This is a genomic window from Agrobacterium sp. CNPSo 3708 (assembly GCF_028674915.1).
In the GTDB taxonomy this organism is placed as follows: domain Bacteria; phylum Pseudomonadota; class Alphaproteobacteria; order Rhizobiales; family Rhizobiaceae; genus Agrobacterium; species Agrobacterium cavarae.
On the sequence record NZ_JAQZSF010000006.1, the window covers coordinates 232,766 to 257,805 of the forward strand.

The 25,040-nt window shown below is 59.7% G+C and carries 26 protein-coding genes; 15 read left to right on the forward strand and 11 right to left on the reverse strand.

The window, feature by feature from the left end; genetic code table 11:
- Nucleotides 1-28: 28 nt before the first annotated feature.
- The 3 genes from PVA19_RS14790 to PVA19_RS14800 all read left to right on the forward strand — a co-directional run bounded on the left by PVA19_RS14790 (nt 29) and on the right by PVA19_RS14800 (nt 6,527).
- Nucleotides 29-1,579 (forward strand): sigma-54-dependent transcriptional regulator, encoded by a 1,551-nt coding sequence (locus PVA19_RS14790; protein WP_274103122.1) that lies wholly within the window; start codon nt 29-31, stop codon nt 1,577-1,579.
- A gap of 207 nt (nt 1,580-1,786) precedes the next feature.
- Entirely contained in the window at nt 1,787-3,664 is a 1,878-nt protein-coding gene (locus tag PVA19_RS14795; RefSeq protein WP_062427903.1) for a DUF882 domain-containing protein, read from the forward strand.
- A gap of 658 nt (nt 3,665-4,322) precedes the next feature.
- Nucleotides 4,323-6,527: a hypothetical protein gene (locus tag PVA19_RS14800; RefSeq protein ID WP_274103123.1), complete on the forward strand. Its 2,205-nt coding sequence runs from the start codon at nt 4,323-4,325 to the stop codon at nt 6,525-6,527.
- A 69-nt stretch (nt 6,528-6,596) separates the two neighbouring features.
- On the opposite strand, the gene PVA19_RS14805 is transcribed toward PVA19_RS14800, so the two are convergent.
- Complete coding sequence (locus tag PVA19_RS14805; RefSeq protein ID WP_274103124.1) at nt 6,597-7,103, reverse strand: DinB family protein; 507 nt, start codon at nt 7,101-7,103, stop codon at nt 6,597-6,599.
- A 100-nt stretch (nt 7,104-7,203) separates the two neighbouring features.
- Here PVA19_RS14805 and PVA19_RS14810 point away from each other — a divergent pair, with 100 nt between their 5' ends.
- Complete coding sequence (locus tag PVA19_RS14810; RefSeq protein WP_274103126.1) at nt 7,204-7,800, forward strand: TetR/AcrR family transcriptional regulator; 597 nt, start codon at nt 7,204-7,206, stop codon at nt 7,798-7,800.
- 168 nt (nt 7,801-7,968) lie between these two features.
- On the opposite strand, the gene pyk is transcribed toward PVA19_RS14810, so the two are convergent.
- Together pyk and PVA19_RS14820 are read right to left on the reverse strand one after the other, a co-directional pair.
- Nucleotides 7,969-9,408, reverse strand: coding sequence for a pyruvate kinase (gene pyk / locus PVA19_RS14815; protein WP_274103128.1), 1,440 nt, complete (start codon nt 9,406-9,408; stop codon nt 7,969-7,971).
- Nucleotides 9,408-9,890, reverse strand: coding sequence for a DUF1036 domain-containing protein (locus PVA19_RS14820; RefSeq protein ID WP_062427906.1), 483 nt, complete (start codon nt 9,888-9,890; stop codon nt 9,408-9,410). The genes pyk and PVA19_RS14820 overlap by 1 nt, the downstream gene beginning before the upstream one ends.
- Before the next feature lie 194 nt (nt 9,891-10,084).
- Between PVA19_RS14820 and PVA19_RS14825 the strand changes: the two genes are divergently transcribed.
- The 3 genes from PVA19_RS14825 (at nt 10,085) to PVA19_RS14835 (ending at nt 11,598) form a co-directional block, all read left to right on the forward strand.
- Nucleotides 10,085-10,873, forward strand: coding sequence for an N-formylglutamate amidohydrolase (locus PVA19_RS14825; protein WP_274103129.1), 789 nt, complete (start codon nt 10,085-10,087; stop codon nt 10,871-10,873).
- Nucleotides 10,874-10,887: 14 nt separating this feature from the next.
- Nucleotides 10,888-11,193, forward strand: coding sequence for a DUF1244 domain-containing protein (locus tag PVA19_RS14830; protein ID WP_062427908.1), 306 nt, complete (start codon nt 10,888-10,890; stop codon nt 11,191-11,193).
- A 150-nt stretch (nt 11,194-11,343) separates the two neighbouring features.
- Nucleotides 11,344-11,598 carry a DUF2312 domain-containing protein gene (locus PVA19_RS14835; RefSeq protein WP_062439745.1) on the forward strand — a complete coding sequence of 85 codons (255 nt, stop codon included), beginning with the start codon at nt 11,344-11,346 and terminating at the stop codon, nt 11,596-11,598.
- A gap of 36 nt (nt 11,599-11,634) precedes the next feature.
- Here PVA19_RS14835 and PVA19_RS14840 read toward each other — a convergent pair whose 3' ends face one another.
- The 6 genes from PVA19_RS14840 to PVA19_RS14865 all read right to left on the reverse strand — a co-directional run bounded on the left by PVA19_RS14840 (nt 11,635) and on the right by PVA19_RS14865 (nt 15,022).
- Entirely contained in the window at nt 11,635-12,327 is a 693-nt protein-coding gene (locus PVA19_RS14840) for a hypothetical protein (RefSeq protein WP_274103130.1), read from the reverse strand.
- The gene (locus PVA19_RS14845; protein ID WP_274103131.1) at nt 12,234-12,839 is read right to left on the reverse strand and encodes a tetratricopeptide repeat protein; all 606 of its coding nucleotides are present in this window, start codon (nt 12,837-12,839) and stop codon (nt 12,234-12,236) included. The genes PVA19_RS14840 and PVA19_RS14845 overlap by 94 nt, the downstream gene beginning before the upstream one ends.
- 100 nt (nt 12,840-12,939) lie before the next feature.
- Entirely contained in the window at nt 12,940-13,065 is a 126-nt protein-coding gene (gene ykgO, locus PVA19_RS14850) for a type B 50S ribosomal protein L36 (protein ID WP_003497670.1), read from the reverse strand.
- 134 nt (nt 13,066-13,199) lie between these two features.
- Nucleotides 13,200-14,279: a 5-(carboxyamino)imidazole ribonucleotide synthase gene (locus PVA19_RS14855; RefSeq protein ID WP_274103160.1), complete on the reverse strand. Its 1,080-nt coding sequence runs from the start codon at nt 14,277-14,279 to the stop codon at nt 13,200-13,202.
- Nucleotides 14,276-14,743 carry a 5-(carboxyamino)imidazole ribonucleotide mutase gene (gene purE, locus PVA19_RS14860; RefSeq protein WP_274103319.1) on the reverse strand — a complete coding sequence of 156 codons (468 nt, stop codon included), beginning with the start codon at nt 14,741-14,743 and terminating at the stop codon, nt 14,276-14,278. Before purE ends, PVA19_RS14855 begins: the two co-directional genes overlap by 4 nt.
- Before the next feature lie 75 nt (nt 14,744-14,818).
- Nucleotides 14,819-15,022 carry a YdcH family protein gene (locus tag PVA19_RS14865; RefSeq protein WP_062427987.1) on the reverse strand — a complete coding sequence of 68 codons (204 nt, stop codon included), beginning with the start codon at nt 15,020-15,022 and terminating at the stop codon, nt 14,819-14,821.
- 587 nt (nt 15,023-15,609) lie between these two features.
- Between PVA19_RS14865 and PVA19_RS14870 the strand changes: the two genes are divergently transcribed.
- The gene (locus tag PVA19_RS14870) at nt 15,610-15,786 is read left to right on the forward strand and encodes a YdcH family protein (RefSeq protein WP_082447303.1); all 177 of its coding nucleotides are present in this window, start codon (nt 15,610-15,612) and stop codon (nt 15,784-15,786) included.
- A gap of 143 nt (nt 15,787-15,929) precedes the next feature.
- Here PVA19_RS14870 and PVA19_RS14875 read toward each other — a convergent pair whose 3' ends face one another.
- The gene (locus PVA19_RS14875; RefSeq protein ID WP_274103161.1) at nt 15,930-16,694 is read right to left on the reverse strand and encodes a sulfite exporter TauE/SafE family protein; all 765 of its coding nucleotides are present in this window, start codon (nt 16,692-16,694) and stop codon (nt 15,930-15,932) included.
- Between the two features lie 180 nt (nt 16,695-16,874).
- Here PVA19_RS14875 and PVA19_RS14880 point away from each other — a divergent pair, with 180 nt between their 5' ends.
- From PVA19_RS14880 to PVA19_RS14905, 6 genes are all read left to right on the forward strand, one after another.
- Complete coding sequence (locus tag PVA19_RS14880; protein WP_153311706.1) at nt 16,875-17,528, forward strand: thiamine phosphate synthase; 654 nt, start codon at nt 16,875-16,877, stop codon at nt 17,526-17,528.
- A gap of 8 nt (nt 17,529-17,536) precedes the next feature.
- Nucleotides 17,537-18,772: a tetratricopeptide repeat protein gene (locus PVA19_RS14885; RefSeq protein ID WP_274103162.1), complete on the forward strand. Its 1,236-nt coding sequence runs from the start codon at nt 17,537-17,539 to the stop codon at nt 18,770-18,772.
- Nucleotides 18,773-19,222: 450 nt separating this feature from the next.
- Complete coding sequence (locus PVA19_RS14890) at nt 19,223-20,023, forward strand: inositol monophosphatase family protein (RefSeq protein ID WP_062599050.1); 801 nt, start codon at nt 19,223-19,225, stop codon at nt 20,021-20,023.
- A gap of 385 nt (nt 20,024-20,408) precedes the next feature.
- Entirely contained in the window at nt 20,409-21,431 is a 1,023-nt protein-coding gene (locus PVA19_RS14895) for a flagellar motor protein MotA (RefSeq protein WP_112521007.1), read from the forward strand.
- Between the two features lie 2 nt (nt 21,432-21,433).
- A complete protein-coding gene (locus PVA19_RS14900) occupies nt 21,434-22,465 on the forward strand; it encodes a peptidoglycan -binding protein (RefSeq protein ID WP_062427918.1) in 1,032 nt (343 codons plus the stop codon).
- Nucleotides 22,466-22,482: 17 nt separating this feature from the next.
- Entirely contained in the window at nt 22,483-22,734 is a 252-nt protein-coding gene (locus PVA19_RS14905) for a hypothetical protein (RefSeq protein ID WP_062439769.1), read from the forward strand.
- 15 nt (nt 22,735-22,749) lie between these two features.
- Here the strand turns inward: PVA19_RS14905 and PVA19_RS14910 are convergent, their stop codons facing one another.
- Nucleotides 22,750-24,552: an ABC transporter transmembrane domain-containing protein gene (locus PVA19_RS14910; protein ID WP_112953725.1), complete on the reverse strand. Its 1,803-nt coding sequence runs from the start codon at nt 24,550-24,552 to the stop codon at nt 22,750-22,752.
- 236 nt (nt 24,553-24,788) lie between these two features.
- On the opposite strand from PVA19_RS14910, the gene rpmE reads away from it, so the two are divergent.
- Nucleotides 24,789-25,010 carry a 50S ribosomal protein L31 gene (rpmE, locus tag PVA19_RS14915; protein ID WP_062427919.1) on the forward strand — a complete coding sequence of 74 codons (222 nt, stop codon included), beginning with the start codon at nt 24,789-24,791 and terminating at the stop codon, nt 25,008-25,010.
- The last annotated feature ends 30 nt before the right edge of the window (nt 25,011-25,040 follow it).

The following is a 25,040-nucleotide window of genomic DNA, read 5'->3' on the forward strand; positions in this document are numbered from 1 at the left end:
GTTCATAAACCGGAAACCGGAGCTCGAAATGACCGTTCACGTTCTCATTGTCGAAGATGATCCCGTCCAGCGCCGTGTGCTGAAACAGGCCGTGGAGCAGAATGGACATGCGTGCCTGTTGGCCGAGAGCGGCAAGGCGGGCCTTGGGCTTTTGAAAACACGCGGGTCCGAGATCGGTGTCGTCGTCATCGATCTGGCGATGCGCGGGCTTGACGGTCTTTCCTTCATTGAGGCGGTTCACGATCTCGGCATGGACGTTCCCGTTGTGGTTCAGACCGGGCAGGGCGGTATCGATGCGGTTGTGGAAGCCATGCGGGCGGGCGCTTTCGATTTCGTCGTCAAGCCGGTTTCGCCTGAACGCCTTGGCACGGCGATTGCCGGTGCGCTGAAATCCGACGATCCAAAGGGGCGCTCCCTGCGGCGCGCGCGCCATCAGCCGGTTGGGCTTGCCGATATCGTTTCGGCCAGTCCTGCGATGACACGCGTGGTGGATCTGGCAAAACGCGCCAGCCACTCCACCATTCCCGTGGTGCTGGAAGGTGAGGCGGGGGTCGGCAAGGAGATGATTGCGCGCGCCATCCATGCGGGCAGCGACCGGGCGACGAAGCCCTTCGTCATTTTGAACTGCAGCGCGATTGCGCCTGAACTGATCGAGAGCGCACTATTTGGCGGTGATGCGGCAGAGGGCGGTGACGGCGCCGGCGAGCGCCAGCAGGCCAAGTTCCTGGAAGCCGATGGCGGCACGCTGTTTATTGATGAGCTTGGCGATCTGCCGCTCGAGGTGCAGGTGAAGCTTCTTCGGGCAGCGCAAAGCGGAGAGATCGAAGCCGCCGGATCGTCCAGGGGCCGCAAGGTCAATGTGCGGCTGATTTCCGCCACGGCGAAGAACCTGATCGAAGAGGTGAAGGAAGGCCGCTTCCGCGAAGACCTTTATTACCGCCTCAATGTCTTCCCCATCACCATTCCGGCACTGCGCCGCCGCAAGGAAGACATTCCCTTCCTGGCGCGCACCTTTGCCGAGCGGTTCTCGCTTGAGCAGAAATTACCGCAGTCGGTCGGCGTCAGTGCCGCAGCACTTGCGCTGCTGACCGCCTATGACTGGCCGGGCAACATCCGCCAGTTGGAAAATGCCGTCTTCCGCGCAGCCGTGCTGGCGCAGGGCCGTGAGCTGGCACCAAGCGATTTCGTCCAGATCGCCGCTCAGGTTCCAGGCTTCGAAGGCGATGCGCGAGAGGCAGGCGCACACGCCGCGGATCGGTCCGTGGTGGGAACCGCGCCTTCGCTGGTGGAGGTCAAGGCATCTGAAGCACCGGGTACGCATGGGACTGCAAGCGAGGAGGCAGACGTGGAGAATGATGGCGTTTTTCCCAGCGGCAGTCTGATTGCCAGTACCGATGAGACCGGCAATGTGCGCACCATCGCCGAAATCGAAGAGGAGCTGATCCGGTTCGCACTGCGATTCTACCGCGGACAGATGAGCCAGGTGGCGCGAAAACTGGGTATCGGACGCTCCACGCTCTACCGCAAGTTGAAGGATTATGGCATTGATCCCGATAATCCGATGCATGACGCGGCGTGACGATGAGGGTTAAAGCCTAAATTAGGCGTTCGGATTTTTGTTAACCCCTGAGCAAGGATATTCGCTTACCCTTCATAAACCTCTTGTTAGTTGTCTGTTCACTATATAGAGGAAGGTTGTATGTGTGTGGCAAATTTGCCATCGTGTCACCGTAATTGAGGTTCAAGTGGGACAATGTGACAAATTGTCTGCCAGGCGGGGATCGAATTGCCATATCTGAATCGGAATAACGCGCATGCGGGCAAGTCTGCGCGCGGCTTGATCAAAGATATATGCACGAAGCTGTCGGCACGCGTTGTCACCGTTGCGTGCCTGATGTTAGCCGCAATGCCCATCTTCAGCGTTTCAGCGACGGAAGCCGCCGCCGAGACACGCAGTTTGAAGCTCTATTATATCCACACCAAAGAAAAAGCCGTCATCACATTCAAGAGAAACGGCAAGTACGATCAGAAGGGCCTGCAGGAACTCAATCGCTTCCTGCGCGACTGGCGTCGCAACCAGCCCACCAAGATGGATCCGCGCCTTTTCGATCTGGTCTGGGAAGTGTATCGCCGATCCGGCGCCACAGACTATATCAACGTCGTTTCCGCTTTCCGCTCGCCTGAGACCAATGGCATGCTGCGTTCGCGCACCAAGGGTGTGGCCAAGCACAGCCAGCACACGCTCGGCAAGGCGATGGACTTTTTCATTCCCGGCGTGAAGCTCGCCCGCTTGCGTGAGATCGGCATGCAGATGCAGATCGGCGGCGTCGGCTTCTACCCGACCTCCGGTTCGCCCTTCGTCCATATGGATGTCGGCAATGTCCGTGCGTGGCCGCGCATGAGCCGCCAGGAACTCGTTCGCATCTTCCCGAACGGCAACACCATTCACCTGCCTGCCGATGGCAAGCCGCTGCCGGGTTACGATCAGGCTCTGGCTGACTACAAGAAGCGCGTCAGCTCTTCGTCCATCCAGGTGGCGAGCACCGCTGGCTCCGGACCTGCGACATCCTCTTCCGGCGGCAAGCGCAAGACCCTTCTTGCAGCTCTCTTTGGCGGTGGCGACGAGGATGAAGATTCCGAAGAAATAGCAACACCCGCACCTGCCGGTCGTTCCCCTGCACCTGCTCCTGTAGCGGAAGAGGCGGAAGAAGCCCCAGTCGCGGTGGCCTCTGCAGCACCCGTGCCGAGTGCCGTGAATGCACCGCTGCCGACTGCACGTCCGGCCTTCCGTGGCGAAGAAGCCTCGACCGGCCTTGCGACGGCGCTTTATTCGCCGGGTCGCAATGCCGCTCAGGATGCGCTCCAAGCTGCGACCACGCCAACACCGACAGCCGCACCGGCTGAACAGAAGTTCGCCGATCTCGCCGAGGTCTCGGTTCCGGTCCCGACGCTTCTTGGACCGCGCGGCATGCGTGGTGATGCTCAGGGTTCGGTCATGACGGCGTCACTCGATTCTGAAAACGCACCGGCCGATGCGCTGGTCGCCCATGTGCCGGTTCCGGCCAATCGTCCGGCTGTTGCAGAAGCGCTGATCGCCTCGGCCAATGCCGATACGGAAGGCCAGGATGACGTAGCCGACAGCCAGGCCTCTCTGTCTCCGACGGTGATTGCCGCTCTGGAACAGAGCGGACAGGATGCACGCTCTGCCGTGACGGCTGCTGCCATGCCGACGGCTGCACCATTCCCGTCATCGGCTGCTGCCTATGCTGCACCGACCCCGGTTGAAGCGCCGCGCCAGGTTGCCAAGCTTGATCCGATGGTGACGCCGAAGGCGAAGAGCTTTGGTGACGAGTTCGATCCGAAGCCAGCGGCTGCCAACAATAGCGGTCTCAATGCCGGCCTGCCGACCAAGGGTGGTCGCCCGAGCAAGCAGGATGCCGTGGTATCGCAGCAGGCGATGGTTAGCGGTGGACGCCTGACGCAGGAAGCGATTTCCGATTGGGCACTCAGCCAGAACAAGGGTGCGACTGTCCGTGCGGTGAAGGCACCACGCGTCAGCAACCGCATGCTGAGCCACGATATGTCGGCGTCCAATGCGAGCTTCCGTCAGGGCGCCAAGGCGATCGACTCCAGCCGCTTCAGTTCACCGGTCAGAATGCCTTAATCAGCTTCTGCAGAGCATAAGATAAGTGACGGCCCGGAAATCGACATCGATTTTCGGGTCGTTTGTTTTTGCAGGGATCCTGATATCTGGCATTTTGGCGGAGTTGCTTTTCAGGCGACCACGCTGTGTCTCACCGAAGCGCCGTGCGTCCTCTTGGACGCACAAAGGACGCTCTCCCATTTTGAATTGACGCATCGAGCTTTTCCGAAAATCGGGTCCGCCATTCGGGCCGATGCTGTAGAGAGTCCCCACGGAGAGGGCCTCTCAGGCGATTGAGACAATGTCTGTTCTTGCCGAAGCGTGCGCGGAGCTTTCGTCAGCCACGCTGTCACCTTGACGGGCTTTGACGGCGCTGTTAACGCTTTCTTCATTGCTTTGTTTGTCGCGGCGAAAGTTATGCGTGTATCGCCGCACGTCATTTGTTTTAGGTCGCGCAAAGGCAGTGGTCTTGAGAGACGCTGCACGCATGAAGCTCTTTCAATGCGCCGGTTCTGACGAACCATGTCCCTGATGAATTCCATGTTCCTGTGTCGATAAAAGACGTGCCGTCAGGCCGTTTTGAATCTCGCCTCAACGTTCTTTCCTTCTGCCTCGGGCACGAAGCGCGTTGAGGCTGGTTCGTCGTCACATGGGCATGCCACTCGACGGTATACGCGCCATGACCACGATTTCCTTGCTCGCCACACGCCAGATCGCCATGCTCTCCACCTCCGTGATTGCGGGGCTGACGAGTGCCGATGTCGACGCGCTGAGTTCGGCGCAGATCAAGGCGCTGACCAGCACGCAGATCGGCGCGCTGAACACCTCCGTGATTTCGTCGCTTTCCTCTGCCGATGTCGGTGCCATCGCGCCAAAGTCGATCATCGGTCTGACCCTGTCGCAATTGATGGCCATCGGCACGACGCAGGTATCCGGGCTGACGACAGCGCAGGTCGCATCGCTTTACAGCAGCCAAATCGATAATCTATCGAGCGCGCTCATCGAAGCGTTGAACTCGGCCCAGGTGGGTGCCTTGAGCAGCGCGCAGCTCGCGACGCTCTCGTCTGCCGAGATCAATAGTTTCACCACCGATGAACTGGCCGCCATCAAGAAAGCCAATATTGGCGGCCTGTCGAGCGCCGTCATCGCCGGGCTGTCGACGACGAAGTTTGCGGCGCTGACGCCTGCCCAGCTTGCCGCATTCAGTTCTACGCAGATGAGCGCCTTGACGAGTGCGCAGCTCGAAGCGCTGACGCCGGCGCAGATGGGTGCATTGACGCCGAAGCAGATCGCAGGGCTTTCGACCGACGTTCTCCATAGCCTCAGTTCCGGGCAAGTTGCCGGCCTGACAAATCGTCAGATGTCCGCACTCTCCGCCACCCAATTTGATGCTCTCAGCAGTGCCGGCCTTGCAGCCCTTGGCAGCCAGCAGGTGAGCGGATTGACCGCCGCACAGGCGGCAACGCTGACAGCCGCCGAGCTCAACAGCTTCTCAGCCGATGAGATTGCGGCGATCAAGAAGAACGTCGTGGCCGGTATCAGCACCGCCGCGATTGCCGGTCTTTCCACCAGCCTTGTCTCGGCAATTACCACAGCACAGATCGCCGGCCTGAACTCTGCGCAGTTGAGAGCCTTGACGGCAGCCCAGCTTGCCACGCTCTCGAGCGGGCAGATCGCCGCGCTGAAGCCGGACCAGATCGCCAGCCTCACCACGGACGCAATCGCAGCTCTGAATGACGCGACCCTGTCGGCGCTCACCACGCGCCAGATCTCTTCGCTGACCGCTGCGCAATTCGACGTCTTGAGTTCCGACGACATCGCGCTCTTGAACGAAAATCAGGTCGCCGGCCTGACCTCCGCGCAACTCGCCACGCTGTCCTCTGCGGAACTCAACCGCTTCACCACGGCAGAGATCGCCGCGCTGAAAAAGGGTGCTTTGACAGGGCTGTCCACGGCGGCGATTGGTGGGCTCTCCACCACCCTGATCGCGTCAATGACGACGGCCCAGATCTCGGCCTTGACCTCCTCGCAGTTCCAGGCGCTGACTTCCTCCCAGCTTTCGGCGCTGACGGCCACGCAGATCTCCGCGCTGAAGCCGCAGCAGGTCGCCAACCTGTCGACCGCGGTGATCGCAGGCTTGAGCGACGCGACGCTTTCGGCTCTGACCACACGGCAGATTTCGGCTCTGACGACAGCGCAGTTCGGGTCGCTCGACAGCGCGGATATTGCGCTTCTCAGCGCCGCCCAGGTTGCGGGACTGACCTCGGCGCAGCTTTCGACCCTGTCGGCCGCAGAACTCAACAGCTTTACCACGGCGGAGATCGCAAGCCTGAAGAAGAACGTGTTGGGCGGCTTGCCGACAGCCACCATTGCCGGCCTTTCCACCACTTTGCTTTCGGCAATGACGACAGCGCAGATTGCGGGCCTCTCCAGCGCGCAGGTCAACGCATTCACCTCTGCTCAGATTTCAGCGCTGACGCCGAGCCAGTTCGCGGCGCTTTCGACGGCTCAGATCGCGACGCTTTCCACCGCAACGATCGCCAATCTCAGCACGGCGACGCTTGCGGGCATGAGCACGCGCCAGATTGCCTCCCTGACGACGGCGCAGTTCGATGCGCTGAGTTCCGCTGGTATCGCAGCACTGACCGAAACTCAGGTCGGGGCGCTCAACAGCACGCAATTGGCAACCTTGTCGGCTGGTGAACTCAACAGCTTCACCGCCGCCGAAATCGCCGCCATCAAGAAGAAGGCGATTGCCGGGCTCAGCACAGGTGCCCTGAGCGGCCTCGACACCAGCCACCTTGCTGCCTTCTCGTCCAGTCAGGTGGACGGGATGAGCCCCGCGCAGGTCGACATCGTGATCGCAGCCTATCGGAGTGTGTGATCGAGAGAGGGACCGATGCTGTAGCCAATATCGCTTTCGGTTGCGCGTCTGGCCTTAAAGCCGCTTGGATCAGACGGATTGTTGGCGCCGATGAGGATCGGCCTGGTGCAGATAGACTGCAAAGGTATCCCAGGGTGGCGTTATGGAAAGTTGCCAAAGCAGGCGGCCCACTTCACCGCGATGATAGCCCGCGTGGAGGGCGACGTGAGTCAGCATCTCCTCGCGGCTCATATGGCCCTTGTCACCATGGGTAAACGTAAAGGCCACTCTCTCGGCCAGGATCGGTGAAGTGGCTCTGCTTGTGTAGTCAACATACCACGTGTCGGAGAGGATCACTGAGGTCCGCAGCTCATTGAGGGTCGGTATTTCTTCGAGATTGTCTGACGAGAACGTGTGCGGAATAGCCTCTAAGTGCGCGGCAAAGATCCTTGAAACCACATAGTAGTGGCTGATGAGACGAAGCGCAGCCTGTAATTCCGTGCGATAGCTTTCACGGTCCAGTGTTTCCAGCGTGTCGAACAAATCGACGTTGGCCCATGCATGATAACGGAAAAGAGTGTGGAGAAGCGTGCTCATTGCCAGTGTTCCTTTTGAGCGCTACGAATGTGAGTAAGTTCTTCACATTTTCTTCCGAGGCACATTTTTGTCTACTCGCGTTGCAAAACGGCAATCGGTAATGCGCAAGGAGCCAAAGCAGGCCCGTTCCCGCGTTACGGTTGACGCGATCGTAGAGGCGGGTGCTCGCATTCTCGCGGAAGAGGGTTGGGCAGGTTTCACCACGAACCGGATAGCGGACGTGGCTGGCGTCAGCATAGGGTCCCTCTACCAGTACTTTCCCGACAAGCTCGCCTTGGTCGATGCGATCCGGCATCGTCATCTGAATGATAGCATGGAGGTGATGCGGCGCGTGCGGGCAGATGGCATTTCGCCCGAGCAGTTCGCCACGCAACTCGTCGCTGCCGTGGTCGCGATCCATAGCATCCATCCAGGCCTTCATCGCGTCCTATTGGACGAAGCCCCCACCTTCGAAAAATATCGGGACCCTCATAGCGACTTTGAGCGTGAATATCTCACCTACTACGCCGAGGCGGTCGCCACGTTTCGAAAGCGCGCGCCGAACGAGGCCGATCATGTTGCGGGTCGTGTGATTTCAGACGCAATCGATGGAGTGATTCACAATGCGGCGCGACGAGGCGCCGTCAGCGATCCAATGATGCAGCTTGAACTTGTCCGGTTGGTGCGCTCGTATCTCGCAGATGACCAATATTCCTAGCGCAGGCGCCAAAAATCCCTTGATCAAAACGGATACTTTAGTGGCCCCTCTGGGCCGGATTGGGAGTTTCCCTCACCATCCATAAGCCGTTGAAAAGGTGGATCCTCGGCGCAAGGCGAGGATGACGCCGAGAGGGCGGAGCTTTGCTCTCGCCCTCTCTGAGTGCGATCAAACGCCGCTCTGGCCGTCCTGGGCAATATAGGCGATGCGGACCATGTTGGTGGCGCCGGGCGTGCCGAGGGGGACGCCAGCCGAGATGATGATGCGGTCGCCGGGCTTGCCGAAGCCTTCGGCCACGACGATGCGGCACGCGCGGTTGACCATGTCATCCAGGTCGCTGGCGTCACCAGTGACGACGCAGTGCAGGCCCCAGACCACCGACAGACGACGGGCCGTCTGGATGATCGGCGAGAGTGCAATGATCGGAACCTGCGGACGTTCACGCGCGGCGCGAAGGCCGGTGGTGCCGGACGAGGTGTAGGTGACGATGGCCGCGAGGCGCAGCGTCTCGGCAATCTGGCGGGCAGCGAGCGAAATGGCGTCGGCGCCGGTCGCCTCCGGCTGGGCGCGCTGCGCGTAGATGATGTTGGAGTAATGCGGGTCCTGCTCGACGGTGCTGGCAATGGAAGCCATGGTGGAGACGGCTTCGACCGGATAATCGCCGGAGGCGGATTCGGCCGACAGCATGATCGCATCCGCGCCTTCGAAGACGGCGGTCGCGACGTCGGAGACTTCAGCGCGGGTCGGGACCGGTGCAGAAATCATCGATTCCAGCATCTGGGTTGCAACGACGACCGGCTTGCCGGCGCGGCGGCAGGCGCGGGTCAGCTGCTTCTGGATGCCGGGAACGGCTTCGAGCGGCATTTCCACGCCAAGGTCGCCACGGGCCACCATCAGTGCGTCGGAGAGTTCGATAATCTCTTCGATGCGTTCGAGCGCCTGCGGCTTTTCGATCTTCGACATCAGGCCGACACGGTTGCCGGCAATCTTGCGCACTTCCGCCAGATCTTCCGGGCGCTGCACGAAGGACAGCGCCACCCAGTCGACTTCTTCGGTTGCGAGAACTGCGGCGAGGTCGGCGCGGTCCTTGTCGGTCAGAACGCCAACGCCGAGCAGCGTGTCGGGCAGGCTGATACCCTTACGGTCGGAAATCTTGGTGCCGGAAACGACGGTGGTGACGATGCTCTTGCCGTCGCACTTTTCGGCGCGCAGATGCAGCTTGCCGTCATCGATCAGCAGGCGGTCGCCCGGCTTGACGGATTCGAGAATTTCCGGATGGGGCAGGAACACGCGGTTCTTGTCGCCAGGAGCTTCGTTGTTGTCGAGCGTAAAGGTCTGGCCAGCGACGAGATCGACCTTGGTCTCGGCAAACTTGCCGACGCGCAGCTTCGGTCCTTGCAAATCCGCCAGAATGCCGATCGGGCGGCCGTTGCGGCTTTCGACAGAGCGGATGCGCTGAATCAGCGTGCGCATCACGTCATGGCTCGCATGGCTCATATTGATGCGGAAGAGATCGGCGCCGGCAAGATGAAGCTTCTCGATCATCGCCTCTTCTGCCGAAGCGGGGCCAAGAGTTGCAAGGATTTTGACTTTGCGGTTACGCTTCATCAGTTCTGACTTTCCTGTGTTCCTGGCGTGTCCGAAAGCTGGACCATCCAGCTTCCCTGTCGGCCAGTGTCGTATTCCTTGAAGCCCATGCGCTGGAAGCTGCGGGCATAGCAATCATCGACGCCGTTGATCTTGAACTCGTTTTCGGCCACGCACATGTTGACGTCGCCGGTCCAGCGGCCGCCGCGGGCCGCATCCTCGGCGTAGAGATAGTAGTAGCGCGATTGCAGCTCACCCTCGATCAGCGTGGCGCATGTGGAGGCAGGCACCTGCCACCAGCCTTCGCTGACCCAGCCTTCCTTTGCGCGATAGCCGATGGCAACGCCGACAAGGTTCTGCGTGCTGTTGCAGACGCGGAAATCCGCCAATGCCGGCTGCGCTATCAAAAGGGGAGAAGAGAGGACGGCGGCTGCGGTGAAAATGCGGATCGCGCGCCGATGTTTCTCGAGGAGAGCGGGGAATGTGTATGTCACGGCGTCCATCCGGATTCCATGGTTATAGTGAAAACACTTCTAGGCGCGGAGGCCCAAGAATGTCAACGCGAGTTTAATCGATTATATTGTCAGGTCGGGTCTCTGGTGCGGTGCTGTCGATGGCCGTTTACCCGTGCAAACTTGCGCGTGGCGTCAAGCCATGCCATCAAGCGTCTCTCCCTTAGCTGCCCCAGAAATCAATTATGCCAGACTTTCAGCCATACGAAATCATAGAAGGCGATTATGACAAAGGCATGGTTTTGCTTGCAGACCATGCCATGAACCTTCTTCCACAAGCTTACGGCAATCTCGGTCTACCGCAAGCCGCGTTCGAGCGCCATATCGCTTATGACATTGGTGTGGAAGGTTTGACCAGAAAGCTTGCAGCGAGTCTTGGCGTGCCTGCCGTTCTCGGCCGCTTTTCGCGTCTGTTGATCGATCCCAATCGCGGTGAGGACGATCCGACGCTGATCATGAAGATTTCCGATGGCGCGATCGTGCCCGGCAACCATCCGATCACGGACGAGGAGTGGGAGAGGCGCGTCGAAACCTATCATCGCCCTTATCACAATGCCGTTGATACGGTTCTGACGAAAACGGCGCAGACGTCTGGCAAGGCACCATTGGTGTTTTCGCTGCATTCCTACACGCCGTTCTGGAAGTCCGTTCCGCGTCCGTGGCATGCGGCGGTTCTGTGGGACACGGACCACCGCGCCGTTTATCCGCTGATTGAGCATCTGAGGGCGAGAGGCGATATTCTTGTGGGCGATAACGAGCCCTACGATGGCGCGCTGAAGGGCGACACCATGTATCGCCACTGCATGATGAAGGGCATCCCGCATGCGCTTCTGGAAGTGCGCCAGGACCTGATCGGCGATGAGGCGGGCATTGCCGCCTGGGCGGGTCGCCTCGCTCCCATTTTTGCCGCAATGAATGACGATCCCACCCTGCATGAGTACGCACAGTTCGCCTCGCGGACTGGTCCTTATTGAAAGGCGACATCGATATGAGCGAGCTTGACGAGAAGCAGAGAACCGAGTTCGAGGCAGCCGCCTTCCGCAGGCTGGTCAACCATCTGCGCAATCGCCCAGAGGTGCAGAATATCGACCTCATGAACCTGGCCGGCTTCTGCCGCAACTGCCTGTCCAACTGGTATGCGGATGCGGCAAAGGATGCCGGTACCGATCTCAGCAAGGATGAGGCGCGCGAGATCATCTACGGCATGCCCTATGAGGACTGGAAGCGTCTTCACCAGAGCGAAGCGAGCGATGGCCAGAAAGCCGCCTTCGAAGAAAACCGCCCGAAGGAATAGCTGCCTCCCACCCGATTAGGCTTGACGTGAGGCCTTTCCACGGGCAGTTCACCAGCCGGGAATTTTGGCTGCCTTTGATGAGCAGCAGGCGAAGATTTCGCCTTACGGAAAACGGGCTCGAAGCGAGCCGAACTATTGAAGGATCATGGAATGGACGAAACAGCCACAACCGAAACCGTCGCCGCCGCCGAACTTCGCCAGATTATCGAGCGTATCGAACGCCTGGAAGAAGAGAAGGCGGCAATCCAGGGTGACATCAAGGATGTCATGGGCGAAGCCAAGGGCCGCGGCTACGACACCAAGGCGATCCGCACCATCATCCGCCTTCGCAAGAAGGATGCCAACGAGCGCATCGAGGAAGAGACAATTCTCCAGACCTATATGGCCGCACTTGGTATGGAGTAAGGTCTAGAGCTGCGGGACCAAAGACGGCCTCGCAGCTTACTTGTTTTCCGTCAGGATGTTTTTGTTGGCTATCAGCAACTCCATAATTTTGCTTCTAACGAATTCTTGCTCTTTCAAAAGCTCTGACTGACGCTTGTTCAAAGCGCGCTCCACCTCTGTGAACATGACGACAGTAAAGAGAAAGTCGCCAAATCCATCGGCACGAGTAACATCACTAACTGGGCGTTCCGTGGTCAAGACGCGAAAGATGTTTCGCTTTTCGTCGTCGGAAACTTCGAATACGAGTTTATGCGCGAACTTGTTGCGGAGCGCGTTGACAGCTTTAAGTACACTCCCGAACTCGTCCCTGAAAAATCCCAGAGCCTGACATAAGCCGAGCTTCTCCGCGAAAGACCTGTGCGCGTTAAAATAAGCTTCTGGATGATCGAGGTGCTCGTTGAGGACGGCCGTGATTATATGATCAAGATATATATGGGCGACGATTAATTTTGCCCAATCTTCGGAAACTGATATCCGGTCGATAAACGTGCTGATGTCGAAACTAGGATTGTCGCCAATCGAGCGTAGTAGCAGCTCTTCTTTCTCAAATCTTCCTTGCTTCAAAATTGGTTCTGCTTTCTCTGAAAGTAGGCGGATCAGCTGCGCGTGCCAGCCAGCTTTTCGGAGAGCTCGCCCATTTCCTTCTGCGCTTCCTTGTCCGCCGGGTAAAGCGTCAGGTAGCGCTCCCATACCTTCATCGCCGTTTCGTTGCGCTCTGAGCTTCCCAGAATATTGGCGAGACCGGCAAGGGCGGGGAAGAAGCGTGGCTCTTTTTCCAGCGTGCTGTTGAGGTCGGCCATTGCCTTGCGGGTGTCGCCGTCGGCCAGATGTATCATGGCGCGGCGGTACCAGGCGCCGGCGTAGTCCGGGTCGAGGAAGATGGCCTGGTCGAGGAAGTCATAGGCTGCGGCGCTGCGCTTCTGTTCATTGGCCTCTTCGGCCCATTGCATCAGCAGGTTGATCGTGGGGCTGCCGGAATCGCTCCACTGGCCGACGATTTCGGTGGCGATGCCGCGGGCCTTCTTGGCGTCGCGCTCCTTCTTCAGATTGTTGAAGAGATCGCCGACCGGGTCTTTGGAGGCAGGCTGCTCAGGCTGAGGCGCTGCCGCGACCGGCTCCGCAGCATGGGCGGTAAGCGTCGTGGCCGGGGCAAGTGGGCTGAGCGAGGCGAGGAGAAGAGCACAAAAACGAAATTGGCGCATGCGGATCACGATAATCCGTATGCGCCAATTAGGAAATCGAATTCTGTCTGCTATCAACAAAGTGATCCGCTTTTTCAAACGGAGCACTGCAGAAACGCAATCAGCCCTGACGAGCCTTGAAGCGTGGGTTCTGCTTGTTGATGATGTAGACGCGGCCCTTGCGGCGAACCAGACGGTTGTCGCGGTGACGAGCCTTAAGCGCTTTGAGCGAGTTCTTGATCTTCATTTTTCTGGTCCGCAGTTTGGCGGGCTTTCGCACGCATAATCTAAACAATCAAAAGCGCGCAACGGGGCGCGCCTTTTTCGGTTGGCAGGCAGATACCCTTTCGGCACCGGCCTGTCAACACGCTACGCAAGCTTTTACCGGGAAAACCCCGGCTTTCCAGCCTTGGTGAGTTGCGTCACATGGCCCATCTTTCGGCCCGCACGGGCCTCCGTCTTGCCGTAAAGATGCACGAGGCAGTCTTTTTGGCTCAGCCATTCCGGCACGCTGTCGATGTCGTCACCAATCAGATTGGTCATCACGCAATCGGAATGACGCTCTGCGCTGCCAGGCGCTAGGCCCGCTACGGCGCGGATATGCTGTTCGAACTGCGAGACCACGCAGGCGGCTTCCGTCCAGTGGCCGGTATTGTGGACGCGCGGCGCCATCTCATTTGCCACCAGCGAACCATCCGCCAGCACGAAGAACTCGATGCCGACGACACCCACATAATTCAGCGCGGCCAGCAGCTTCTGCGCCGATTCCACCGCGACGGTTCTAGCCGCATCGGAAAGATCGGCAGGAATGGTCGACGTATGGAGAATGCCGTTCAGGTGAACGTTTTCGGCAGGATCGTAGCAGGTGACGGTGCCATCCTGGAAACGCGCGGCGATGATGGAAATCTCACGCTCGAAGGGAATGAAGCTTTCGAGAATCAGCGGCACCTTGCCGAGCGCATCGAAGGCGCCGGTCAGATCTTCGCCGCCCTTGAAGACGCGCTGACCCTTGCCGTCATAGCCCATGCGCCGCGTCTTCAGCACGCCCTTGCCGCCGAACTCCGCAAGTGCGGCTTCAAGGCCGGCCTGATCGTCCACGGCGCGGAAATCGGCCGTCGGGATGCCGCAGCCATTGAGGAAACGCTTTTCCGTCAGGCGGTCCTGCGAGGCGCTCAGCGCTTGCGCCGGCGGATAGACCGGCACGGAAGCGGCGAGCGTTTCGGCGGCAACGACGGGCACGTTTTCAAATTCGTAGGTCACGACATCGCAGAGGCTTGCGAGTTCGGCCAAAGCCTTCTCGTCATCGTAAGCCGCAACGATCTGGCGATTGCAGACCTGGGCCGCCGGGCAATCGGCCTGTGGCTCCAGCACGACGGTGCGGAAGTTGAGACGGGCGGCTGCCATGGCCAGCATGCGGCCAAGCTGGCCGCCGCCGATGATACCGATGGTGGAGGATTTCATTGCGGCGCGTCCATGGGGTATTCAGCAACGATTGCCGTCTGGCGGGCGCGGTAATTGTCCAGCCGGTCGGCCAGATCCTCGTCGGAAAGCGCGAGCACGGCTGCGGCCAGAAGGGCGGCATTGATGGCGCCCGCCTTGCCTATGGCAAGCGTGCCGACCGGAATGCCCGCCGGCATCTGTACGATGGAATAGAGGCTGTCCTGGCCGGACATGGCTTTCGACTGAACCGGAACGCCGAAGACGGGGAGAGGGGTCAGCGCTGCCGTCATGCCGGGAAGATGGGCAGCGCCGCCGGCACCGGCGATGATGACCTTGAAGCCTTCGTCCTTCGCATTGGTGGCGAAATCGAACATCCGTTCCGGCGTGCGGTGGGCGGACACGATGCGCGCCTCATATTCGATATCGAGCGCATCCAGCGTATCGGCGGCGTTTTTCATGGTCTCCCAGTCAGACTGGCTTCCCATGATGATGGCGACGGGCGGCGTTTCAGTGGTCAAGCGGCGTCTCCTTGTCCAGAGGTTGTCAGGGTCCAGAGCTTATCAGGCGATGATATCCGGGATGATCTGATCTTCGATCTGGGTCATCTTGTCCTTGATGGCCAGCTTCTTCTTCTTCATCCGTTGAATTCTGAGCGCTTCGCAATTGGTCTGGATCATCGCGTTGATGGCCGTGTCGTAATCCTCATGCTCCTGCCTCAGCCTTGCCAGCGTAAGCCGGACGTCCGCCTGTTCCTGGTCGGCCATCTCGTCGTCCCCATTGTAATGAACCGGACCGCCATCCGGCATCTCTGTTGTTGGTCTTCGTGCCTGTACCATCAAATGGCGGTAACGGGAAGTTTCCTTAGAGCGCTTCCTTGTCAAATGGCAACGTTCTGCCGGAGCAGGTTTTCGTCAGGGCAAAGGCGATTGGCGAAGGGCATACCCAAAGGTACGGCCGAGCCGATCGCCTTTGATCCTGGCGGAAAAATGCCCGGCCCTGCCGCCGCGCCGCTTCGCAGTGCGAAGCGATAAGCGCGCCGGGCGATTGAAGCTCTTGCAGATTTGCCAGCAAATCTGCGGGAGGGTTGGTTGAAACGGGCCACCTGCTTGCCCGGCCGGCTTGGCCGTATGCGTTGGCTACGGCACGCGCCATCCGGACAATCAGTCGATCCCGTTTGAACCAACAGAACTGTTTCCATTTAACAAGGAAGCGCTCTTATAGCATTTTTGCCGCACTATTGCCCCGATTTCGCCTTCGACAAAGCGCGCTTTCCGTGTCACAGTGCTGTCGTAAACCTGAAACTCCAGCGATGGAGCGCTGGAGGTAGGTTCAACAAGGAAGGACGTGCCGCATGACCATTCAGGCTCATATTGCATCGCTCGAAAAGAAACACGGTGCTCTGGAGGAAGAGCTCGAGAGTATTCTTGCTTCCCCGTCTTCCGACGATCGGGAGATAGCCAATATCAAGCGCAGAAAGCTGCGTCTTAAGGACGAGTTGCAGAGGCTGAAAGCGACAACGAAACATTGATTTTCAATAACTATTGAGACCGCAGGGCGAGTTTTCGCCTGAGAAGCGGTAAAAGTTCAAGGCCCTGGTTGCAAAGCGCGATCAGGGCCTTTCCGTTTTGCCGGCAGGGGGCTGCGGCATGCATGCGCCGCAAGGGGCATTTGTTACACCGGCAAGCCATCCCAGAGCAGTTTCAACGCCGCGATAAAGGCCATTCCATACATCAGCGGATAGAAGACGGCGGGCTTCATGTATTTGACAACCTTGGCGCCGGCAAATGTGGCAATCATCGCCACCGGCAGCAGCGTGGCGGAGGTGGTGAGGTTGGTGGAATCCAGCGCCCCCAGCGCAAAATAAGGGATGAGCTTGATCGCATTCATGATGGCGAAGAAGCGCACGCTCATGCCGGTATAGGTCTTCGGATCCAGCTTGAGTGGCAGCACATAGATCTGGAAGGGTGGACCACCGGCATGCGCGACAAAACTTGCATAGCCCGACAGTGAAGACCAGAGCGTGGCGGCAGCCGGTCTCTGCGGTTTTGGCGCGATCTCCTGTCCGCGGCGGGCGCGGAAGCTCTCGTAGAAATAGCGCAGGACGAAAAGGATGGTGACGGTTGCGACGACGAGGCGCATCGCGTCGGGGGAAATCAGCGTCGAGGTGGCCCAGCCGAGCGCAATGCCGGCAATGGCGCCCGGCAGCATCAACAGCAGCGTTTCCCGATGGTTATGGTGACGCCATGCCCAGAGTGCCACCAGATCCATGACGATCAGAATGGGAAGGAAGATCGCCGCCGCCTGCACCGGCGGCACGGCCAGCGCCATCAGCGGCACGCCCATCAAGGCCAGGGCGCCGCCAAGCCCGCCTTTCGACAGGCCGACCAGAACGACAGCGGGAATGGCAACAAGGAAGAAATGGAGATCGAGCGACATGGTCAGGACTTGAGATGAGCGTGTGAGACGGCCATTGGAACAGGCCGCGAGGGGAAAGGACGACAAAGAGTCCAGCTATGAACTGTTGATCCTTCGTGCAGTCCGGTTTATCGGAAACAGTATATGAAAACGAGTGCAGATTGGCGATGAAGCGTTCTTTCTGCGGAAAATGGAAAAATCATGGGTTCTCCTGAAGATCGCTGCCGTCTGGTTCTGATCGTGCCGCAAGCCGAAGATGCTGGCCTGCAAGCCAAGGCGCTGGAGGATGCCCTGAGGGGCGGCGATGTCGCCTCCGTCATCATCCCCCAATACGCTCTCGATGACGACAGCTTCCAGAAACGCGCGGAAGTGCTGGTGCCGATCGTGCAGGCGGCGGGTGCCGCAGCGCTGGTTGCCGGTGACAGCCGCGTTGCCGGCCGCGTGAAGGCCGATGGTCTGCATGTGATAGGCGGCTTGGAGCCGCTGGCGGAAGCGGTGGAAAAGTTCACGCCGAAGATGATCGTCGGCGGCGGCAATGCCGATGACCGGCACAAGGCGCTGGAGCAGGGCGAAGCGAACCCGGACTATATCTTCTTCGGCAAGCTGGAGGGTGACATCAAGCCGGAGCCGCACCCGAAGAACGTCGCGCTTGGCGAATGGTGGGCCTCGATGATCGAAATTCCGTCGATTGTCATGGGCGGTTCGGATGTCGCCTCTGTGGTTGCGGTTGCCGAAAGCGGCGTGGAATTCGTCGCACTTCGCCAGGCCGTCTTCGCTCACGCGGGCGGCGCGGCGCAGGCCGTTGCCGAAGCCAATGCATTGCTTGACGAAAAAGCGCCACGGTTTGGCGGTTGATACGGGCGATGATCCTTCGCTTGCTCCGCCTTTCCCCATCGATCTCGCTTCTGGCGATGGCTTGCGCCATCACAGCGGCCCCTTCCTTTGCGCAGGGCCAGGTTCCAGCTGCCGGACAACAGTCTGCGCCGCAGCAGGCTGAGCCGCAGGCAAGCCCTGATCTTCTGCCGGGCCTTCAGCCGCAGGCGCAAGGTACTGATGGCGCGGGCGAGGAAGACACCGATTTTGGACCGGTGGTGAACCAGGGACCGGATGTGCTGTCGCGACCGACGGACCAGGATGCCGATCCGCTGCGGAAAGGCCGCGTGACCGGCGGCGATCAGAAGGATCTCCAGCCTTCGGAAGGCGTCACCGTCTATCAGCGCATGGGCGCCGAGCTTCCGCCGCTGCCGAAGGAAAAGGAATTCAAGGGCAAGATCGACGAGGCATATGGCCATTATCAGCGCGGCGAATATGTGCAGGCGCTGGACAAGGCGCTGACGCGCGCGCAGGACGGCGATGCCGCAGCGCAGACGCTGGTCGCCGAAATGATGAGCCGCGGTCTCGGCATTGCCCGCGACGACAAGACCGCCGCCTTCTGGTATGAGCAGGCTGCCAAGAATGGCGATCCTGTTGCCATGTTCAAATATGCGCTGATCCTGATGGAAGGCCGGCTCGTCAAGCACGACAAGACGCTTGCCGACGACTACATGCGCCGTGCGGCTGAGGCAGGCAATCCGGAAGCCGAATTCAACTGGGCGCAGATCCTCGTCTCCCAGACGCCCGGGCCGAAGGGTCTGATGGCGGCGTTGCCCTTCTACGAACGATCGGCGGAAAAAGGGATTGCGGATGCCCAATATGCCGTGTCGCAGATCTATTTGAACGTGCCGGAGGTGCCGAAGGAAAAGAAGGCAAAGGCGCGCGAATGGCTGACGCGTGCCGCAAAGGCGGGCTTCGATACCGCGCAGGTCGATCTCGGCATCTGGCTGGTCAACGGCACGGCCGGCGATCGCGATCTGGAAGAAGGTTTTCGCTGGCTGAATGGTGCTGCTCAGCGCGGCAATGTCGTGGCGCAGAACAAGGTGGCGCATCTCTACATCCAGGCGCTCGGAACGCGCCCCGATCCGATCGAGGCGGCCAAGTGGTATGTGCTCTCGCGCCGCGCAGGGCTAAAAGACCCGGGGCTGGAAGATTTCTATCTCGGCATCGAGGACAGTCAGCAGAAGCAGGCGATCGACGCAGCCAACAAGTTCCGGCCCAACTGAGGGCGAAGGCGCCACTAAAGCTCACGAGGCGAACGGGTCGTCTTTTACTGTTTCACATGTTGGGAGGCCCACCCTCGCAAGACGTTGTGATGACGCTGAACCTCTCCTCACCGTCATCCTCGGGCTTGACCCGAGGATCCACTGTCGAACCGTTAAGCAGTTGAAAAAGATGGATCCTCGGGTCAAGCCCGAGGATGACGAACGAGAGGTTTTCACACTTGATCACGGGATTGTCTCAACCGGTAGGTCGAGACGCTTGATTGGCGTCACGGCACCGGAAAAGCAGATGCGCCCTGTACCGTGGCATTTCACCTTTTTGCGCGACTATGCTTTAGCCTTGAATTTCAGCGCGTTTTGTGGTCTTGAACCCGCAAACCTAAAATAGAAACCAATATGCCTGCCTGCCCCGATCTTGCGCGGCCGGTTCAGCCACCTTCCAGGAATGTTTTCATGGCCCGTTCAGCCCTTCTCAATGTCATGGTTCAGGCCGCCTTGAAGGCGGGAAAATCTTTGTCGCGTGACTTCGGTGAAGTGCAGAACCTGCAGGTTTCGGTCAAGGGACCGAGCGACTTCGTGTCCCAGGCCGATCTGAAGGCTGAAAAGATCGTTCGCGAGGAGCTGATGAAGGCTCGTCCGACCTATGGCTTCCTCGGCGAAGAGGGCGGCGAGGAAATCGGCACCGATGGCGCCCATCGCTGGATCGTCGATCCGCTGGACGGCACCACCAACTTCCTGCACGGCATTCCGCAGTTTGCGGTCTCCATCGGTCTGGAGCGCAGTGGCGAAATCGTCGCTGGCGTCATCTTCAACCCGGCAACGGACGAGCTTTACACCGCAGAGCGTGGTGGTGGGGCGTTCCTCAATGACCGCCGCATTCGCGTTGCGGCCCGCAAGCAGCTTTCCGACAGCGTCGTCTGCTGCGGCGTTCCGCATCTCGGCCGCGGCAACCACGGCAAGTTCCTCGTCGAGCTTCGCCATGTGATGGGTGAGACTGCAGGCGTGCGCCGCATGGGTGCCGCTGCTCTCGACCTCGCTTATGTCGCAGCCGGCCGCTTCGACGGCTTCTGGGAAGCGGAACTGTCCCCCTGGGATATCGCCGCAGGTATCGTGCTCATCCGCGAAGCCGGCGGCTTCGTTTCCGATATGGGCGGCGCCAACAGCATGCTTGAAAGCCGCAGCGTGGTTGCTGGCAACGAGTACATCCAGAAGGCGCTGCTGGACGTCGTCAACCGGCCGGTTCCTGGCCGCTGATAGGGACCGAGGCGTCTCCTCTGACGCCCCCATTCCTGTGCCCGTCACAGGAATCTGGTCGGACCAAATCTTTGGTTTGAAAGAATGTTTTCTCGTCGCGCTGACGCGCGACGGCTAAGCTTCCCGTGACGGGTACAGGAGTGAGGGTGGGTCAAGGAATCCTTGCTCAAGGCACTTGCCCGGTCTATCGCGACGCCCATGTGTTCGATCCCGTACGGTACGACCGAACCTCACCTGAGCCTCCCTTTCATTCTTTGAAAAAGCTTTGTTCTCAAAAGGCTTTTCACTTCAATTCGTCGTAATTTTACTCTAGCTTCCGCTCCGAACCATGCTGATGCCCCAGTCTTGAGGGCAAGGTCATGGCAGCATTAGAGGAACGGGCCCTATGGCGGATACGGAACTGCTCGATGTCGGCGTCGAGAAACCGCTGACGAAAGAATATCATCACAAGCTGTCCAGCCCGACGCCGTTCTTATGGACGATGATGATCTTTCTCATCATCGTGTCCTTCCTTGCCGCCATTCTGTTCCGGCAGGCGCAATCGGCCTTTATGACCAATCCTGGACTGAACGGCTTCATTCTCGGCGTTCTCGCCATCGGCATCGTTCTGGTGTTCATGCAGATTTTGAGCCTGCGCCCCGAAGTGCGCTGGTTCAACAATTTCCAGGCGGCCGGAAGCGTCGACAAGGCCGGGCGTCCGCCGAAGCTCCTGGCGCCGATGCGAGCGCTGATCGGCAAGCGCGGTGAGGTGCGGGTCTCGACCGTCACGCAGCGCTCCATTCTCGATTCCATCGCCACGCGTCTCGATGAATCGCGCGACACCTCGCGCTATCTCATCGGCCTTCTGGTTTTCCTCGGTCTGCTCGGTACCTTCTGGGGTCTGATCGGCACGATCGGCGCCATCAGCGACGTCATCCAAGGCCTCGATCCGACATCGGGCGACAGCAGCGATATTCTGTCCTCGCTGAAATCCGGCCTGACGGCGCCGCTGTCGGGCATGGGCACGGCGTTTTCGTCCTCGCTGCTTGGTCTTTCCGGCTCGCTGATCCTCGGCTTTCTCGATCTCCAGGCGGGCCGCGCGCAAAACCGCTTCTACACGCAGCTGGAAAACTGGCTGTCTTCCGTTACCGATCCGGGCGTCGATCTCTCCGTTGACGGCAAGCCCGTTGCGGCGAGCGGTGCCGCCGGGACCGAGCGTTCGCTTGCCGCCATGCATAATCTGGCGGAGGGCATTCAGGGACTGGTGAAGAATATGCGCGGCGAGCAGCAAATGCTGCGCGACTGGATCGAAGCGCAGCAGGAGGAATCCAAGGCGCTCCGTCGCACGCTTGACCGTCTCACTGCGCGAATGGATGCCGACCAGAAGGCGGCCAGGCGATCCACTCCCCACGATAACGGGAGCGCGTGATCATGGCGCTTGCGCGCAACCGCCGTCGCGACAGAGGTATCGATTACTGGCCGGGCTTCGTCGATGCACTATCGACGCTGCTCATGGCGATCATGTTTCTGCTCACCGTCTTCGTTCTTGCACAGTTCGTGCTCTCGCGAGAAATCTCCGGCAAGGACGAGGTCATGACGCGCCTCAACAACCAGATTGCCGAATTGACCGAATTGCTGGCGCTGGAAAAGGGCAGCAAGCAGGATATCGAAGACACGCTTGCCAATCTGCAATCCACCCTTGCCCAATCTGAAAACGAACGCTCGCGTCTGCAGGCGCTACTCGATTCCGGTGCGGGCAACAGTTCCGCCGCCAATGCCCGTGTCGGGCAGTTGACGGGCGAGCTTGAGGATGCGCGCGAAGCCGGTGCCAGAGCCTCGACGCAGATCGAATTGCTGAATCAGCAGATCGCCGCACTGAGAGCCCAGATCGCTTCCGTCGAGGCGGCACTGCAAGCTTCGGAAGCCAGGGACACATCCTCTCAGGTGAAGATCGCCGATCTCGGCCGTCGTCTGAACGTGGCGCTGGCGCAGCGTGTGCAGGAGTTGAACCGCTATCGCTCCGACTTCTTCGGACGCCTGCGCGAAATCCTCTCGGACCGCGAGAACATCCGCATCGTCGGCGACCGCTTCGTCTTCCAGTCGGAGGTTCTGTTTCCGTCCGGCGGCACAGATCTCAATCCGGAGGGGCAGGTGGAGATGGCGAAGCTTGCCGCAGCACTCATCGATCTTGCCAAGGAAATCCCACCGGAAATCAACTGGGTGCTGCGTGTCGATGGTCACACGGACAATGTGCCACTTTCGGGCTCCGGTCGTTTTCGTGACAACTGGGAGCTATCGTCGGCCCGTGCCACCTCCGTCGTCAAGTTCCTGATTTCCAAGGGCGTACCGGCCAACCGTCTGGTCGCTGCCGGTTTTGGCGAGTATCAGCCTTTGGCGGAAGGCGAGACGCCGGAAGCCCGTTCGCAGAACCGCCGTATCGAGTTGAAGCTGACGGAGCGATAGTTCTTGAGGAGAGACGCATGAAAAGCGATGAGGCTTATGCGATCGCGCAAGCTGCGATGGCGCAGTTGAAAGCAGCAATCTTTATGCAATTGAAGGCCGCTGGGGAAAGGGGGCTGAAGAACTCCGAACTTGGGCGGTCTCTTGGAATCTACACCGGTCACGTGGAGCATGAAGGGCACATTTCTCGTACCCTTCTAGAAATCATGAAAGCGGAAGGTGTTGTGGAACAGAATGAACAGACTAAAGTCTGGTCACTCCGCACGTATTGAATAGCCGCTTACAGTTTAGGCTTCGAGACGCTCAGCTTCTTCTTGCCCGGTGTTGAATTGCAGGCGTGCCAGCTTGGCGTAAAGGCCGCCCTGACGGATCAGGCTTTGGTGCGTGCCTTCCTCGATGATGCGGCCTTCATCCATCACCAGAATGCGGTCGGCCTTGAGCACGGTTGCGAGGCGGTGGGCAATGACGATGGTGGTGCGTTTGGCGATCAGCTCGTCCAGCGCCTTTTGCACCAGCGTTTCGCTTTCGGCATCCAACGCTGAGGTTGCTTCGTCGAGCAGCAGGATCGGGGCATCGCGCAGAATGGCGCGGGCAATGGCGATGCGCTGGCGCTGGCCGCCGGAGAGCGTGACACCGCGTTCGCCGGCTACGGTGTCGTAACCTTCCGGCAGTCTGGCAATGAAACCATCGGCCTGCGCGGCGACCGCTGCAGCCCGGACCTGCTCACGCGTGGCATCCGGCCTGCCAAAAGCGATGTTGTCGTGGATGGAGGAGGCGAAGATCGCCACATCCTGGGGCACGATAGCGAGCCTGGAGCGCAGCTCCTTCAAGGTGACGGAGCGGATATCGGTGCCGTCGATGGTGATGCGGCCGGATTGCGGATCGTAGAAGCGCATCAAAAGCGAGAACACGGTGCTTTTTCCAGCGCCCGACGGGCCGACGATCGCCACTGTTTCGCCGGCGGCGACGTGGAAGGAAAGGTCGGAAATAATCGGTCTGCCTGCACCCTTCGGATAATGGAAGGCCACATGCTCGAAGCTTGCCTCGCCGCGCGCCGGAACGGGCAGCAAAACGGGCGCGACCGGTTCTTCGACGGGGGACTTTTCCTCCAACAATTCGGAGAGGCGTTCGGCCGCGCCTCCTGCCTGCGACAGCTCGCCCCAGACTTCCGAGAGCTGGCCGAGAGAGCTTGCGGCAATGACGGAATAGAGAACGAACTGGCTGAGCGTACCGGCTGAGATCGCGCCGGTCAGAACGCTATGCGCGCCATACCAGAGAATCGCGACGACGCTGCCGAAGACCAGACTGATGGCGACTGCGGTCAGAATAGCGCGAGCGCTGATCGCCGCGCGTGCGCCATGATAGGCCTTCTCCACGGCGGCATCGTAGCGGCTGTTTGCCAGCATCTCGGCATTGAAGGACTGGATGGTGCGGCTGGCGGAAATCGTCTCGGAGGCGAAGGCAGACGAAGCGGCAAGCGTATCCTGCGTGGTTCTGGAGCGCGAGCGCACCGAGCGGCCAAAGGCGATCAATGGAAAGACGATGAAGGGAATGGCAAGAAGGGCAAGGCCCGCAAGCTTCGGGCTTGTATAGACCATCATTGCCACGGCGCCGAGACAGAGCAGCGTGTTGCGCAGCGCCACGGAAGCCGACGATCCGAAGGCGGAGCGGATCTGCACCGTATCGGCGGTGAGGCGCGAGGTCAGTTCGCCGGAATGGTTGGTATCGAAAAAGGCCTGCGACAGCGAGGTCAGATGGGCGAAGACATCACGGCGCAGATCGGTCACGACGCGTTCGCCGATGATCATCACATAATAATAGCGCATGGCGCTTGCGAGGGCGAGAATGATGGCGATCGCCAGCAGCATGGCAAAATAGTTGTTGATCATCGCGCCATCGGTCGCTTCAAAACCGTGGTCGATGATGCGGCGCACGGCAAGCGGTAGCGCAAGCGTGGTGGCGGAAGACAGCACGAGCGCAAAAAGGGCCGCGGCGACCAGGCCGCGATAGCGCTTGAGGTAGGGAAACAGGCTTGCCAGAGGTTTCAGCGTCCTGCGCCCTGCGGGCTTGTGTGCCTCAATGTCTGCCACGTGCATTACTCCTTGGTGCCGCAGGATCAACAGGTCCGGCGGCGACGCCGTTTTGGCGTCTTGATATGTGTCTTGCCGTGATCGGCAGGCACTTGTTATCTCGGCGCCCTTCATGTATAGGCTCCGCATCAAATTGGGAAGCCATGGCCTAAAGGGCTCAGGTTTCATTTATTGAATCGGCTCAGTTGACGCAATTGCGGCAAATGGTCCGCACCCACTTACGCAGGAAGATTGTCATGAAGGCTGAAATCCATCCCGACTATCACATGATCAAAGTTGTCATGACCGATGGTACCGAATACGAAACCCGTTCGACCTGGGGTTCCGAGGGCGCAGTTATGAACCTCGAAATCGATCCCAGATCCCATCCGGCCTGGACTGGTGGCAACCAGCAGCTGATGGACCGCGGCGGTCGCGTTTCCAAGTTCAACAAGCGTTTCGGCGGCCTCGGCCTCTAATCCGTTTGATCATGGACTGCAAAATAACCT

Coding starts and splice junctions, on each gene's coding strand:
- PVA19_RS14790 (WP_274103122.1), top strand. CDS start 29: ATGACCGTTCACGTTCTCATTGTCGAAGATGATCCCGTCCAGCGCCGT.
- PVA19_RS14800 (WP_274103123.1), top strand. CDS start 4,323: ATGACCACGATTTCCTTGCTCGCCACACGCCAGATCGCCATGCTCTCC.
- PVA19_RS14805 (WP_274103124.1), bottom strand. CDS start 7,103: ATGAGCACGCTTCTCCACACTCTTTTCCGTTATCATGCATGGGCCAAC.
- PVA19_RS14810 (WP_274103126.1), top strand. CDS start 7,204: ATGCGCAAGGAGCCAAAGCAGGCCCGTTCCCGCGTTACGGTTGACGCG.
- pyk (WP_274103128.1), bottom strand. CDS start 9,408: ATGAAGCGTAACCGCAAAGTCAAAATCCTTGCAACTCTTGGCCCCGCT.
- PVA19_RS14820 (WP_062427906.1), bottom strand. CDS start 9,890: ATGGACGCCGTGACATACACATTCCCCGCTCTCCTCGAGAAACATCGG.
- PVA19_RS14825 (WP_274103129.1), top strand. CDS start 10,085: ATGCCAGACTTTCAGCCATACGAAATCATAGAAGGCGATTATGACAAA.
- PVA19_RS14830 (WP_062427908.1), top strand. CDS start 10,888: ATGAGCGAGCTTGACGAGAAGCAGAGAACCGAGTTCGAGGCAGCCGCC.
- PVA19_RS14835 (WP_062439745.1), top strand. CDS start 11,344: ATGGACGAAACAGCCACAACCGAAACCGTCGCCGCCGCCGAACTTCGC.
- PVA19_RS14840 (WP_274103130.1), bottom strand. CDS start 12,327: ATGGGAGCGCTACCTGACGCTTTACCCGGCGGACAAGGAAGCGCAGAA.
- PVA19_RS14845 (WP_274103131.1), bottom strand. CDS start 12,839: ATGCGCCAATTTCGTTTTTGTGCTCTTCTCCTCGCCTCGCTCAGCCCA.
- ykgO (WP_003497670.1), bottom strand. CDS start 13,065: ATGAAGATCAAGAACTCGCTCAAAGCGCTTAAGGCTCGTCACCGCGAC.
- PVA19_RS14855 (WP_274103160.1), bottom strand. CDS start 14,279: ATGAAATCCTCCACCATCGGTATCATCGGCGGCGGCCAGCTTGGCCGC.
- purE (WP_274103319.1), bottom strand. CDS start 14,743: ATGGGAAGCCAGTCTGACTGGGAGACCATGAAAAACGCCGCCGATACG.
- PVA19_RS14865 (WP_062427987.1), bottom strand. CDS start 15,022: ATGGCCGACCAGGAACAGGCGGACGTCCGGCTTACGCTGGCAAGGCTG.
- PVA19_RS14870 (WP_082447303.1), top strand. CDS start 15,610: ATGACCATTCAGGCTCATATTGCATCGCTCGAAAAGAAACACGGTGCT.
- PVA19_RS14875 (WP_274103161.1), bottom strand. CDS start 16,694: ATGTCGCTCGATCTCCATTTCTTCCTTGTTGCCATTCCCGCTGTCGTT.
- PVA19_RS14880 (WP_153311706.1), top strand. CDS start 16,875: ATGGGTTCTCCTGAAGATCGCTGCCGTCTGGTTCTGATCGTGCCGCAA.
- PVA19_RS14885 (WP_274103162.1), top strand. CDS start 17,537: ATGATCCTTCGCTTGCTCCGCCTTTCCCCATCGATCTCGCTTCTGGCG.
- PVA19_RS14890 (WP_062599050.1), top strand. CDS start 19,223: ATGGCCCGTTCAGCCCTTCTCAATGTCATGGTTCAGGCCGCCTTGAAG.
- PVA19_RS14895 (WP_112521007.1), top strand. CDS start 20,409: ATGGCGGATACGGAACTGCTCGATGTCGGCGTCGAGAAACCGCTGACG.
- PVA19_RS14900 (WP_062427918.1), top strand. CDS start 21,434: ATGGCGCTTGCGCGCAACCGCCGTCGCGACAGAGGTATCGATTACTGG.
- PVA19_RS14905 (WP_062439769.1), top strand. CDS start 22,483: ATGAAAAGCGATGAGGCTTATGCGATCGCGCAAGCTGCGATGGCGCAG.
- rpmE (WP_062427919.1), top strand. CDS start 24,789: ATGAAGGCTGAAATCCATCCCGACTATCACATGATCAAAGTTGTCATG.